The following is a 13,190-nucleotide window of genomic DNA, read 5'->3' on the forward strand; positions in this document are numbered from 1 at the left end:
TCCGGGGCCGCGCCCGGCCGCGTCAAGGTGATCTAAGCCGAGCGCTCCGAGTCACCGATGCGGGGGAACGGGGCGGTCGAGAAGATCACCTCGACCGCCACCTCGAAGTACTCCGCGATCTTCAGCGCCAGGTAGAGGCTGGGGCTGTACTCGCCGCGCTCCAGGTAGCCGATCGTCTGGTAGTGCACGCCGAGCGCCTCGGACAACTGCCGTCGCGAGATCCCCCGTTCGGCCCGGAGCACGGCGATCCGGTTGTAGATCGCCTCGCTCATCGGACATCACCGCTCATGGCCCCACCCGCTGCATCGCCCGTTCCCGGCGGGCCGCCACTGCCGAGCCCGACTCACGGCGGGCCATCCTACGCAACAAGATCGGCGCCAGCACGAGTCCGGCCACCGACCACACCCCGAGCACGCCGATGGTCTCCAGGTGCCGCCACGATTCGCCGAGCTCGGCGACCACCAGCGCGTCCGGCAGCATCGCCGAGCGCATGCCGAGGCCGAGCCAGTACATCGGGAAGACCTGCGCGATCCACTGCACCCACTCCGGCAGCGCGATGATCGGGTAGAAGATGCCCGAGATCGCCGCCAGCCCCATGAACGGCAGCATGACCAGGCCCATGTTGCGCGGGTTCGCGGTCAGCGAGCCGATCACCGCGCCCAGCGGCATGGTGGCGGCCATGCCCAGCACCAGCACCGCGAGGAAGCCGACCCAGGCGCCAAGGCCACCGCCGAACAGCCCGTCGAACAGGAGCAACGCGGGCACCAGGATCACCAGCAGGCTGACCACCACGGTGGCCGAGAGCGTGGTGATCTTGCCGATCAGGTAGCCGAGCATGCCGTGCGGCGTCGCCTTCGCCCGCAGCAGCGTGCCGTCCTCGCGGTCGACCATCAGCTGCCCGGCCACGCCGATCATGCCGCCGAATACCACTTGCATGCCGAGCACGCCGGGGACCGCGGCGCTGCCGAGCGAGAACTCCGTGCCGGGCACGGTGGCGCCGCGCATGAAGATCATCACGACCAGCAGCAGGACCATCGGGATGATCGTGCCCGCCAGGTCCTCACCGCTGGTCAGCGTGTTGCGCAGTTCGATCCGTCCTCTGGCGAAGCCCGCGCGGACGGCGTTGGTGATCGGGTTCATGCCTGCTCCCCGGTGAACTCTCGGACGGCGTCGGTGGCCTGGCCTGCTTCGGCCTGGCGCACCAGCGTCATGTAGGTGTCCTCCAGCGACGCCCGGCGCACTTCCAGGTCGCCGATCTCGTCGCCGTACTGCTTGAACAGCTCGTGCACGAACTTGGTGGACTCGGTGGTCAGGTGCACGAACCGCTGGCCGTCACGGGTCCAGCGGATCTCCGCCTCGCCGCTGATCAGCCGGGACAGCTCGTCGGCCGAGCCGTCGGCGATGATCCGGCCGTCGGCCAGGATCAGGATGCGGTCGGCCAGCTTCTCCGCCTCGTCCAGGTCGTGCGTGGTGAGCAGGATGGTGGTCTCGTCGTCGTCGGCGAGCCGGTGCACCAGGTCGTGGAACTCGCGCCGGGCCTCCGGGTCGAACCCGGCGGTCGGCTCGTCGAGGAACAGCAGTTCCGGCTTGCCCACGATGCCGATCGCCACGTCCAGGCGGCGGCGCTGCCCGCCGGAGAGCCGCCCGATCCGCTTGCCGGCGTGCTCGGTCAGCCCGACCGTCTCGATCAGCTGGTCGGTGTCCCACGGCCGGCTGATCTGGTCGGTGCCGTACGGCGCGTAGTACCGCCCGAGGTGCGCGAGCAGGTCCCGCACGCGGAAGCGGCCGTGGTCGCGCCAGGACTGCAGCACCACGCCGAGCCGGGCGCGCCAGGCTTCGTTGCCGTGTGCCGGGTCCACACCCAGCACGGACGCCGAGCCCCCGGACCGCATCCGGAAGCCCTCCAGGATCTCGATGGTCGTCGTCTTGCCCGCCCCGTTCGGCCCCAGCAGTGCCACGACTTCACCGCGGGAGGCGGTGAAGTCCACCCCCTTGAGCACGTCCTTGCTGCCGTACCGCATCCGCAGGTCGCGGACCTCCAGCACGTGGCCACCCGCGCTGCCCGGTCCCGGCGCGCGGGTGATCGGTTCGCCCACCCTCGTCATAGACCTTCACCACCCCATCTAATGTCTAGTGCGGATGATAGTACACCTACTACATCCCTTAGGGTGGCGATCGTGGAGATTCGTCAGCGAGCCGACGCCTGTCCCGGGGTGTTCGCCACGCACGACGCGGCGGACGGGGCGCTGGCCAGGGTGCGGCTGCCCGGCGGCCGGGTCACCGCCGCCCAGTTGCGGGAACTGGCCTCCTGCGCGGAGGACCTCGGTGACGGCGAACTCCACCTGACCTCGCGGGGAAACCTGCAACTGCGCGGCCTCGACCGGGATGACCCACGGCTGGCGCGCCGGCTCGCCGACGCAGGGCTTTTGCCGCGATTCAGCCATGAACGGGTGCGCAACTACCTCGCTTCGCCGGTGCCGGAGGTGGACGACCTGGTCGCCGCGCTGGATCAGGCCGTGTGCGCGGAACCGGAACTGGCCGCGCTGCCGGGCCGCTTCCTCTTCGCGATCGACAGCGGGCGCGGGGATGTGGCTGGTGAGCGCGCCGATGTCACGTGGTGCGACGGCGCTTTCCTGATCGATGGCACGGACACCGGAGTCCGTGTGGAGCGTTCGCGAGCCGTCGCCGCACTGGTCACCGCCGCGTTGGCATTCGTGGCTTCCCGCGGAGACGCGTGGCGGCTGCGGGAGTCGGCTGCCGCCCGCGAAGCGGTGCTCGCCGCTGTCCGTCCACTGGGGACGGTGGTCGAGCCGGTCGAGCCGCCCCGGTCCGGTCCGCCGCCGGTCGACGGCCGGGTGGTCGCGCCGTGGTTCGGCTGCCTTTCCGGCGCGCGGGCCCGCGTCCTGGCCGCGCTGGTGCCGGGCGTGGTGGTCACGCCGTGGCGGTCGATCGTGCTGCCCTCGGCCCATCCTTCGCTCGCCGAGGCGGGGTTCTTCGTCGACCCGGCGACCCCGGGCGTGGCGCTGAGCGCGTGCATCGGTTCGCCGGGGTGCGCCAAGTCCCACGCGGACGTGCGTGCCGACGCGAGCCGGGTGGCCGCCACGCTCCCGGTGAGTCTCCGGGCACATTTTTCGGGGTGCGAGCGACGCTGTGGTAGACCCCGGAGCGATCATGTCGACGTGGTGGCCACCGCCGGTGGTTACCTGGTGGACGGGCAGGGGTTCTCGTCGGTGGACGAGTGGCGGGAAGGACGCGAGTGATCGACTACATCCGGGACGGGGCGGAGATCTACCGCCACTCCTTCGCCACCATCCGGGCGGAGGCCGAACTGGCCGTGCTGCCCGAGGACCTCTCGCCGGTGGCGGTGCGGATGATCCACGCCTGCGGCATGGTCGACCTGGTCGAGGACCTGCGCTACACCCTGGACGTGGTGGAGTCGGGCCGGGCCGCGCTCCGGGCGGGCGCCCCGGTGCTCTGCGACGCCAACATGATCGCCAGCGGCATCACCCGCGGGCGCCTGCCCGCGGCGAACGAGGTGCTGTGCACGCTGTCCGACCCGGCGGTGCCCGGGCTGGCCGAGCGGATGGGCACCACCCGGTCGGCCGCTGCGCTGGAACTGTGGCGCGACAAGCTCCCCGGTTCGGTGGTGGCCATCGGGAACGCGCCGACGGCGTTGTTCCGGCTGCTCGAACTGCTCGACGAGGGTGTGGGCGCGCCCGCCGCGATCATCGGTGTGCCGGTGGGTTTCGTCGGCGCGGTCGAGTCGAAGGAAGCGCTGGCCGAACGGGCGCCGGCGCCGTACCTGGTGGTGCGCGGGCGGCGGGGCGGCAGCGCCATGGCCGTGGCCGCGGTGAACGCGATCGCGAGTGAGACCGAATGAGCGGCGTGCTCTACGGGGTCGGACTGGGCCCCGGTGACCCGGAACTGGTCACCATCAAGGCCGCGCGGCTGATCGCCGAAGCCGACGTGATCGCCTACCACAGCGCGCGGCACGGGCGCAGCATCGCGCGTTCGGTCGCCGAGCCGTACCTGCGGGAAGGGCAGCTGGAGGAGGCGCTGGTCTACCCGGTGACCACCGAGACCACCGACCACCCCGGCGGGTACGACGGCGCGATCGCCGAGTTCTACGAGCTGAGCGCGAAGCGGCTCGCCGAGCACCTCGACGCCGGGCGGAGCGTGGTCGTGCTGTGCGAGGGCGACCCGTTCTTCTACGGCTCCTACATGTACATGCACGAGCGGCTCGCCGACCGGTACGAGGCACACGTGGTGCCCGGCGTGACCTCGGTGAGCGGGTCGGCCGCGGTGCTCGGGCTGCCGTTGGTGCAGAAGGAAGAGGTGCTGACCGTGCTGCCGGGCACGCTGCCGGGGCCGCAGCTGGCGATGAAACTCGCCGAGGCGGACGCGGCGGCCGTGCTCAAGCTCGGGCGGACCTTCACCACGGTCCGCGACGCGTTCGCGGAGGCGGGCAAGCTCGAAGACGCCTGGTACGTCGAACGCGCGACCTGGGGCACGCAACGCGTCGAGCGGCTGGCCGAGGTGGACCCGGAGTCGGTGCCGTACTTCTCGCTGGCCCTCCTGCCGAGCCCGGCCTACGCCTCGCGGACCCGGGGCGCCCCGGAACCTGTCGCCGAGGCACCGTCCGCGGGTTCCGTGGTCGTGGTAGGTCTCGGTCCCGCCGGTCCGGACTGGCTCACCCCGGAAGCCGCCGCCGCACTGCAGGAGGCGGACCACCTGGTGGGCTACGGCCCGTACCTGGCGCGGGTGCCGCAGCGAGCCGGGCAGCAGCGGCACAGCTCGGGGAACCGGGTGGAGGCCGAGCGGGCGGTGGACGCCTTGGAACTGGCCCTGTCCGGCGCTTCGGTCGCCGTGGTCTCGTCAGGGGATCCGGGTGTCTTCGCGATGGCTTCAGCGGTCCTGGAGCAGGCCGCGGACCCGCGGTTCGCTTCGCTCACCGTGCGGGTGCTGCCGGGGGTGACCGCCGCCCAGGCCGCGGCCGCCCGGGTGGGGGCGCCGCTGGGTCACGACTACTGCGTGCTCTCGCTGTCGGACCGGTTGAAGCCGTGGGACATCATCGAACGACGGCTGGACGCGGTGGGAGCCGCGGACCTCGCGCTGGCGATCTACAACCCGGCTTCGCGGACCCGGACCACACAGCTGGCGGGCGCCGTCTCGATCCTGCTGCGGCATCGGTCGGCGGACACCCCGGTCGTGGTGGCCCGCGACGTCGGCGGCCCGGAGGAATCGGTGCGGGTGGTGACACTGGGCACGCTGGAGCCGTCCGAAGTGGACATGCGCTGCCTGCTCATCGTGGGCTCCTCCCGGACCCGCGCCACCGACGGCACCGTCTGGACCCCGCGCACCTACTGAGCCACCTCCGCGTCGCCGGGACTTGGCGCTGTCACGAATGTGGCTTTGGGGGCGGATTCGGCCCCGAAAGCCACATTCGTGACAGTCAGCGAGTCGGTTGCGTGCCGTCCGGCTGGGACGGGCCCGGGCCCGGTGACCACCAGCCCGAATGGACTTCCTGGCCCCGGATCACCAGCGGCGGGGCGCCGTCGGCGTAGGGCTCCAGCTGCTTCAGCACACCCCACGGGGCACCCGGCTGGCCCATCAGGAAGCTCGGCACCTCCGGCTGCTCGGCGACCTCCTCCAGGAAGCCGTTCGGCCCGCCGGTCTTGCTGCCCGCCCAGTCCGCCTCGAACGCCAGGTCGCCCGCGGTGACGCGGTACGACGGCAGCTCGGCGATCCCGTCCCGCACCTTCATCGGGTTCATGCACGGGTAGACGAACGACGCCGGCCAGTCGAGGTACACCGGGGCGTCCCCGACGCGCTCGGTCAGCGTGGTGAAGGTCGGCACCCGGGGCGCGGTGACCGCAACCCAGCCGTCCTCGGTCAGGTCGTTGTCGGCGGCGACCACGCGGACCGAGGTCACCTCCGGGGGCAGGATGTCCAGCGGGATCCGCACGTCGTTCCACCGGAACGCGCCACCGCCGGGGAAGAGCACCGGCAGGCTGCGCACGGTCTTCATGCCCTCGTCGGTCTCCGCGCCGAACTCCAGATCCACCGTGGTGGCCTTGGTCGGCGGCGAGATCGCCGCGATCACGATCTGCCCGCCCGCCGGGCGCTCGGACAGGTCGTACCAGTCGCTGCGCAGGCGGCCGGTCGGGGTGTCCTTGGTCCGGTAGCTGCTCCACATCGGCACGGTGTCGGTGGCGAACCCGTGCGGTGGCTCGTCCAGCGGGTCGTTCGTGTCGATCGGTTCACGGTGGAAACCGGACTGCACCGGGCCGTTCTCCAACTCGGGCAGCGGGAGCGCGTTCTCGTCGGTCTGCTCGGGCTGTTCGATCGGGGCGGTGGCCTGCTTGTCCGGTGGCAGCGCGGACAGCACGCTGGAGACCGGCTCGCGTTCCACCATCACGTGGTCGGACAGGTTGCAGCTGCGGCCGAAGAGGTGCCCGAAGTTCGCCGCGCCCAGGCTGTAGCTGGAGCGCTGGGTCTGGATGGCCCAGGCCATCGAGGCGAACTCGGCGGTGGCCATCAGGCCGCACACCACCACCAGCGACAGCGAGCCCAGCTTCAGCGCCCGGCCGCTGCGTTCCTTCTGCAACCCGAAAATCCGGTCCGGTCGCTGGGCACGCACGTTCTCGATGAACGCCACCACCGCCGCGATCGCCGCGGCGATGAGCAGGATGGTGGACAGGCTCACGCCCTGGATGGTGGGGGCCTCCGCGGCCCACGGCACACCCATGTTCGAGACGAACCAGTACGCGTTGGGCCCGGTCATCGCCAGCGCCGCGACCACCAGCAACCCGGCCAGGAACCCGGCCCGGTTGCGTTTCGAGCGCAGCACGGTGGAACTGCTGGCCAGCGCGGTCAGCGCCGCCATCGCCGCGCCCACCGCGGCGAACGCGCCGAAGTGGTGCGTCCACTTCGTCGGCGTCAGCGCCAGCAGCAGGAAGAACAGTGCGACGGTGCCGATCAGCCGCCGTGACGGGCCGAGCGCGGCACCCGGGATGCGCCCGCGCCGCAGCAGCACCACCAGGCAGGCGCCGGTGCACAGCAACAGCAGCAGCACCGGGAACCGGCGGGCCGCCGAGCCGTCCGCGGTGGGCGCGAACAGCAGTTCGTAGCGGGACAGTTCCTCGAACCACGACAGGTTGGGGCCGACCTTGCTGCGGATGCGGGTGGCCTCCTGCACGGTGGCGAAGGTCTGGTCGGCGAAGACCACCACCAGCACCATCAGCCCGGCGGCGGAGATCGGCGCGAGCACCGCGGACCAGCTGCCGCGCGCCCGCTGCTTGAGCAGGTGGAACAGCGGACGGCCGGCCACCAGGTACGGGGCCACCGCGATCAGGCCGGTGGGGGTGGCCGCCAGGGTCAGCGCGGCGGCGATCAGGCCGAGGCACAGCGGCAGCAGCCGCCGGGTGACCAGCGCGCGTTCCACCGCGCAGATCGCCAGCAGCGAACCGACCGCGGCCACCGGCTCCGGCCGGACCCCGTTGTTGAACGGCATCCACCAGACCAGGAACACCGCGGCGGCGGCCCAGCCGGCCGCGCGGCTGGTGCGCACCTGGGTGCCCAGCCGAGGCATCACCTCACGGCTGATCAGCAGCCAGCTGATCACGCCGAGCAGGAAGGAGGGCAGCCGGATCCACGGCGGCACCGTGCTGACGTGCGACATCAGCTCGTAGACGTGGTAGGACCAGCCGAACGGCGCCTCCGCCACGCCGAACCACCGGTGGTAGTTCGCCAGGAACCCGGCGTCCTCGGTGACCCTCGACATGGTCAGGATGTAGCCGTCGTCCGAGGTCACCGGGCCGATGAAGACCCACACCCCGAGCGCGACGATCACCGTGGCGTCGCGGCCGGTCAGCCGCCACCAGCCCACCGGCGCCCACTTCGGCGCGCGCCGCGCGACCCGCGAGTCCAGCCGGTTCACCGCGATCAGGCTGCCGATCAGGGTGAGCACGCAGAGCACGCTGACCGCGGTCTTCCAGCCGGTCGGCGAGGACTGGTAGCGGGTGTCCGGGGTGACCGAGACGTCCAGGCCGGTGATCGGGTCCTGCTCGGCGGTGATGTCGGTGTAGATGCCGACCAGGCGCGGGCGCACGTCGTTGGAGTTGGCGAACAGCACCTGCCCGGCCACCGTGATGGTGGTGGCGTGCACGGTCGAGGAGACGCCGATGTCGCAGTTCTGCGGCGGCAGCGGCTGGCGGGCCAGCTGCTGCGCCCGGTTCGACACGATGAGCAGCCCGTTGTCCACCTGCAGCTGCATGCCGGTGCCCTCGGCGACCCTGGCTTCGGGCACGGTCGAGAACACCATCGCCGGCCCGTCGGTGCGGGCGTCGAGCGAGCGCACGGTGTCGCACGGGAAGTTCGCGCTGAGGTCCTGGGCCCAGTACCCGGTCAGCGGCGCGTTCACCTGGCTGGTGTCGCCGTTGGCGGGCCAGGCGATGCGCGCGGTGTCCTGCACCACGGGCATGAAGGGGACCGCCAGCGCACAGGCGGCGGACAAGAGGCCGAGGGTGATGGCGAGCAGGCGCCACACTCGAATGCGGCTGCTTTCCGGAGTGCGTTCCGGGTCTGTCGCCTGGTCAGGCTCGGCCGAACGGCTACGGGTCGCGATCGGCATCGCGTCAACGCTAGCGCCCGCCCGGATGGGCCTTGCGCGGGGATACCGGAATCCCCTAGGCCGCGCGCGGTAACCAGGCCAGCACGGCGGGCACGGTGGTGACCGTGCGTGGTGCCCCGGCGGGTGCCGGACGCCGGACGAGCACCACCGGCAGGCCCAGCCGCCGGGCCGCGACGAGTTTCGCGGCGGTCATCGAGCCGCCGCTGTCCTTGGTGACGAGCACCTCGATCCGGCGGGTGCGCAGCAGCCCGGCTTCGCCGTCGACCTCGTAGGGACCGCGGTTGAGCAGCAGTTCGTGGTGCTTCGGCAGCGGGGGTTCGGGTGGGTCGACGCAGCGGATGAGGAACCAGAGGTCGTCGAGGTGGGCGAAGGTGGGCAGCCCCTGCCTGCCGGTGGTGAGGAACACGCGACCGCCCAGCTCAGGCAGCAGTTCGGCGGCTTCGGTCAGTGACGAGGTCCAGTGCCAGTCGTCGCCCGGCGACGCCTCCCAGCCGGGCCGTTCGAGGCGCAGCAGCGGCACGCCCGCGCTGCGGGTGGCGGCGACGGCCGAGGCGGAAATGCGCTCCGCGAACGGGTGGGTGGCGTCGACCACGGCACGGATCCGGTGCTCGGCCAGCCAGGCCGCGAGCCCCTCCGGGCCGCCGAAACCACCCACGCGGACTTCGCCGACGGGCAGGCGCGGCCGGGCGACCCGGCCGGCCAGCGAGGACACCACGGGAATGTCGCGCTCGGTGAGCGCGGCGGCCAGCGCACGGGCCTCCGCCGTCCCGCCGAGGATGAGGACGCGGATCTCCACCTCGATCTCCTTCCTTCGACCCACGACACCACCCGCCGGGGTTCCTAGCGTCGGTGGCAGCCGACGAAGGGAAGTGACCAGTGGGGATCCGGGGGCTCGTGCTCACCATGCTCGTGGTGGGTGCGTCCGTGGCCGCGCCGGGGGTGGCGGCCGCCGTGCCGCGCCTCAGCGGCGAGGGCGTCTTCCTGCCCAATCTCGACGACGACACCCGCCGCTGCATGCTCGAACCAGGGGACCTGGACCGTCCGGGTCTCGAGGTCGACCGGCGGCTGGCGAGCTGCCACGACGCCGCCGACGAGGTGGTCAACGGCAGCCGGGACGAGGACGACCTGACCAAGCTGCGGTTGCGGGGGAGCGAAGCCGCGCGGGTCGAGGTCGACGGGGGTGACCACGTCCGGGTGTTCGTCCGGCGGGACGGGTGGTACCGGCCGCTGACACCCGGCGAGACCTTCCCCGCGCGCGAGATGCGGCGGGGCGTCGACCTGGCGGTCGAGGGGCGCGACATCGTCCGCGATCCGGCGAAGTGGGACGGACGGGTGCGGCTGACCGCGCGCTCGGCGGGCCGGGCGGTGGTCAAGGAGCTGCGGGTGGCGCCGCTGTTGTTCCAACACGACCTGATGCCCGCGACCACGGTGTTCGCGGGCAAACCGGGCGAGGGACCCGGCTGGCCGGGGGAGGGTCTGCCGCCCGGTCACCCCGGTGAGTGGGACCGGTTCAGCGAGACGCTCACCCGGGCCACCGCCGGGGTCGAGACGCGGTTCCTCGCGGGCAGCGAGCTGTGGTGGAAGGACGTCTGGCTGCAGGACCTGTTCGAACCGGCGGTGGCGAGCATGCCCACCGCGCACGGGGTCCAGACGATGCGGGTGGCGATCCGCTCGGCGAACCAGTGGGACGCCGGGGTACCCACCCTGCGCCCGGCCGGGCGGCTGCTCTTCCGTGACCTGCGTGGCCCGGACGTGGGCGTGGTGCAGGAGTTCACCGAGGGCCCGGTCGTCGACAGCTGGGCCGACCAGCGCAACGCGACCGGCAACTTCGAGGCGCTGCCGCCCTACCGCGGTTATCCGAAGGGCCGGATCTACTACGGCTCAGCCGCCTCGGGGGACCGGAAGCCGGATCCGGCGTTCCTGCGCATGCTCGACGCACAGGGGCAGCAGCCGCCGGTGGTGCTCGACACGTCGTGGCTGATGGTCGGGCACGTCGACGAGACGCTGCACGTGGTGCGATCGGACAACGCCCGCGGCTGGACGCTGATGGTGGCCGACCCGCGGCTCGCGGAGAACCTGCTGCATCAGGCGAACGGCACGGGCGCGCGGTTGTTCGCAGGGACGAACCACGAGTACCAGCCGACCGTGGAGGAACTTCTTGGGGACGCGGATTTCCGGCGGCGGAACGAAGCCGCGGCCCGCCACATCGACGATCAGATCGCGGTCATGCTCCGGGAAACCGGATTGCGGGCGGAGGAACTGGTCCGCGTGCCGGTGCTCTTCACCGAGTCCGACCGGGCGCCGGGCCTGGTGGCGCTGGCTCCCGCGGTGACCAACGGCCTGTCGGTGACCCCGGGCCGGTACGCCGCGCCGGACCCGCACGGCCCGGTCGTCCACGGCCGTGACCTGTTCAAGGAGGCGACCGAACGTGCCCTTCGTGGCATCCGGGTCGCCTGGGTGGAGGACGTGTTCTGGGCGCACGTCGGCGGCGGGGAGGTGCACTGCACCACCAACGCCTGGCGGGACACCCGGTCCCTGACCGGCTAGAGGGAGTCCGGCTGGCGGCTGCGGTCCCGGGCGGCGGAGTAGAGGAAGCTGTCCGGAAACTTTTCCGCCGCCAGTGTCCGGCCGACGAAGATGACCGCGGCCCGGCCGATGCCCGCTTCGTGCACCTGCGCGGGCAGTGAGGCGAGCGTGCCGCGCAAGACGCGTTCGCCGGGCTGCGAGGCCTGCGCGACCACGGCCGCCGGGCAGTCCTCGCCGTAGTGCGGGATGAGCTCGGCGGCCACCCGGTCGATCTTGGTGATGGCCAGGTGCACCGCGAGGGTGGTGCCGCTGGCGGCGAAGGTGGCCAGGTCCTCACCCGGCGGCATCGAGGTGGACCGGGCCTGCACGCGGGTGATCACCAGGCTCTGGCCGACCTCCGGCACGGTCAGCTCGCGGTTCAGCACGGCCGCCGCGGCGGCGAACGCGGGCACGCCGGGCACCACGTCGTATGGCACGCCCGCCGCGTCGAGGCGGCGCATCTGCTCGGCGACCGTGCTGTACAGCGAAGGATCACCGGAGGTCAGGCGTGCGACGTCGTGTCCGGCGGCATGCGCGGCGGTCAGTTCGCCGATGATCTCGTCGAGGCTCAGGTTCGCCGTGTCGACCACCCGCGCGCCCGGCGGGCAGTGCGCGAGCAGGTCGGGCGGGGTCAGGCTGCCGGGGTAGAGGCACACCGCGCAGGCGGCGAGCAGGTCGCGCCCGCGCACGGTGATCAGGTCGGCGGCACCCGGTCCGGCGCCGATGAAGTGCACGGTCATCGGGAGAAGCTCCATTGGGTCACGGTGCGGGCGGGGGTCCAGCCGGTGAAGCCGCCGAGGGGCGCGGCCTGTTCGACGGCCAGCCGGATCAGGTCTCCTCCGTGCCGGGCGTAGGCCCCGGCCAGCACGGTCTCGGTTTCCAGGGTGACGCCGTTGGCCACCACCTTCGGCGCGCTCAGGCACGCGTCCAATACCTCGGCGGTGACGCCGCCGCCGACGAAGACCGCGTCGGGCGCCGGAAGCCCGTCGAGCGCGTCCGGCGCGGAGCCGACCACCACGCGCACTTCCGGCACGCCGAGGCGTTGCGCGTTGCGGGTGATGCGGGCGGCCCGCTCGGGGTCGCGTTCGATCGCGATGGCGCGGTTGTCCGGGTGCGCGCGCGACCACTCGATCGCGATGCTGCCCGAACCGGCGCCGACGTCCCACAACAGCTCGCCGGGCAGCGGCGCGAGCCGGGCAAGGGTGACCGCGCGGATGTCGCGCTTGGTCAGCTGGCCGTCGTGCTCGAAGGCGTTGTCGGGCAGACCGGTGCGCGGCAGCGGTTCGCCCCTGGTCTCGCACTCGATCGCGACCAGGTTCAACGCCGCTCCGGCCGGCTCGGTCCAGTTCTCGGCGATGCCGCTGACCTGACGTTCCGCCGGTCCACCGAGTTCTTCCAGCACGGTCAGCCTGCTCGGCCCGTAACCGGCTTCGGTGAGCTGGGCCGCGAGCACGGCAGGCGTGGTGGCGTCCTCGCTCAGCACGAGCAGCCGAGCTCCCGGCGCGAGCGCGCGGTTCACCCGGTAGGGCGACCGGCCGACCACGCTGATCACCTCGGTGCTCTCCGCGGACCACTTCAGCCGCGCTCGGGCCAGTACGGGTGAGGACAACGACGGCAGGATCTCCACGTCCTCGAACCTGCGCGCGAGCGTGGTGCCGATTCCCGACAACATCGGGTCACCGCTGGCCAGCACGCAGATCCGGCGGCCGTCGTATTCGGCGAACAGGCGGTCCAGGCCGGGCAGCAGCGGACTCGGCCACGGCACGCGCGCCGATCGGCTGCCCGGCACCAGTTCCAGGTGCCGCGCACCGCCGATGAGCACCTCGGCGGCTTCCACGGCCGCACGCGCCCGGCCGGACAGCCCCGCCCAGCCGTCGGCTCCCATTCCCACCACGGTGATCCGCACCGCCTGACGGTAAACGCTGCCGACGAACGCGGCGCGAGGCGGGCGCGGGGGTCAGACTTCTCACGTCTTCGGCGCGGTTTCGCTGTG

Annotated in this window: 11 protein-coding genes; 4 read left to right on the forward strand and 7 right to left on the reverse strand. The window is 72.2% G+C overall.

Annotation, left to right across the window (positions count from 1 at the left end; genetic code table 11):
- Positions 1-32 precede the first annotated feature (32 nt).
- Genes JOM49_RS17615 through JOM49_RS17625 form a run of 3 tightly spaced genes read right to left on the reverse strand, consistent with a single transcriptional unit; the run spans position 33 to position 2,021 of the window.
- Positions 33-272, reverse strand: coding sequence for a helix-turn-helix transcriptional regulator (locus JOM49_RS17615; RefSeq protein WP_153034440.1), 240 nt, complete (start codon positions 270-272; stop codon positions 33-35).
- 13 nt (positions 273-285) lie between these two features.
- Positions 286-1,140 carry an ABC transporter permease gene (locus tag JOM49_RS17620; protein WP_209665367.1) on the reverse strand — a complete coding sequence of 285 codons (855 nt, stop codon included), beginning with the start codon at positions 1,138-1,140 and terminating at the stop codon, positions 286-288.
- Positions 1,137-2,021 (reverse strand): ABC transporter ATP-binding protein, encoded by an 885-nt coding sequence (locus tag JOM49_RS17625; protein WP_209671277.1) that lies wholly within the window; start codon positions 2,019-2,021, stop codon positions 1,137-1,139. The genes JOM49_RS17620 and JOM49_RS17625 overlap by 4 nt, the downstream gene beginning before the upstream one ends.
- Before the next feature lie 105 nt (positions 2,022-2,126).
- Here JOM49_RS17625 and JOM49_RS17630 point away from each other — a divergent pair, with 105 nt between their 5' ends.
- The 3 genes from JOM49_RS17630 to JOM49_RS17640 are packed head-to-tail and all read left to right on the forward strand — an operon-like array spanning position 2,127 to position 5,367.
- Positions 2,127-3,260 carry a ferredoxin-like domain-containing protein gene (locus tag JOM49_RS17630; RefSeq protein WP_209665368.1) on the forward strand — a complete coding sequence of 378 codons (1,134 nt, stop codon included), beginning with the start codon at positions 2,127-2,129 and terminating at the stop codon, positions 3,258-3,260.
- Positions 3,257-3,880, forward strand: a complete 624-nt coding sequence (locus JOM49_RS17635; protein ID WP_209665369.1) for a precorrin-8X methylmutase — start codon at positions 3,257-3,259, stop codon at positions 3,878-3,880. Before JOM49_RS17630 ends, JOM49_RS17635 begins: the two co-directional genes overlap by 4 nt.
- Entirely contained in the window at positions 3,877-5,367 is a 1,491-nt protein-coding gene (locus JOM49_RS17640) for a precorrin-2 C(20)-methyltransferase (RefSeq protein ID WP_209665370.1), read from the forward strand. The genes JOM49_RS17635 and JOM49_RS17640 overlap by 4 nt, the downstream gene beginning before the upstream one ends.
- An 85-nt stretch (positions 5,368-5,452) precedes the next feature.
- Here the strand turns inward: JOM49_RS17640 and JOM49_RS17645 are convergent, their stop codons facing one another.
- Both JOM49_RS17645 and JOM49_RS17650 read right to left on the reverse strand, forming a co-directional pair.
- The gene (locus tag JOM49_RS17645) at positions 5,453-8,632 is read right to left on the reverse strand and encodes an arabinosyltransferase domain-containing protein (RefSeq protein WP_209665371.1); all 3,180 of its coding nucleotides are present in this window, start codon (positions 8,630-8,632) and stop codon (positions 5,453-5,455) included.
- A 55-nt stretch (positions 8,633-8,687) separates the two neighbouring features.
- Positions 8,688-9,452: a cobalt-precorrin-6A reductase gene (locus tag JOM49_RS17650; RefSeq protein ID WP_443626011.1), complete on the reverse strand. Its 765-nt coding sequence runs from the start codon at positions 9,450-9,452 to the stop codon at positions 8,688-8,690.
- 56 nt (positions 9,453-9,508) lie between these two features.
- Here JOM49_RS17650 and JOM49_RS17655 point away from each other — a divergent pair, with 56 nt between their 5' ends.
- Positions 9,509-11,179, forward strand: a complete 1,671-nt coding sequence (locus tag JOM49_RS17655) for a protein-arginine deiminase family protein (protein WP_209665372.1) — start codon at positions 9,509-9,511, stop codon at positions 11,177-11,179.
- On the opposite strand, the gene cobM is transcribed toward JOM49_RS17655, so the two are convergent.
- Both cobM and cbiE read right to left on the reverse strand, forming a co-directional pair.
- Positions 11,176-11,937, reverse strand: a complete 762-nt coding sequence (cobM, locus tag JOM49_RS17660) for a precorrin-4 C(11)-methyltransferase (RefSeq protein WP_209671280.1) — start codon at positions 11,935-11,937, stop codon at positions 11,176-11,178. The two genes, JOM49_RS17655 and cobM, sit on opposite strands and share 4 nt — an antisense overlap.
- On the reverse strand, positions 11,934-13,103 hold the full coding sequence (cbiE, locus tag JOM49_RS17665; protein ID WP_308158776.1) for a precorrin-6y C5,15-methyltransferase (decarboxylating) subunit CbiE: 1,170 nt from the start codon (positions 13,101-13,103) through the stop codon (positions 11,934-11,936). Before cbiE ends, cobM begins: the two co-directional genes overlap by 4 nt.
- Between the last annotated feature and the right edge of the window lie 87 nt (positions 13,104-13,190).

The sequence above is a fragment of the Amycolatopsis magusensis genome, from assembly GCF_017875555.1.
Taxonomy (GTDB): Bacteria; Actinomycetota; Actinomycetes; order Mycobacteriales; family Pseudonocardiaceae; genus Amycolatopsis; species Amycolatopsis magusensis.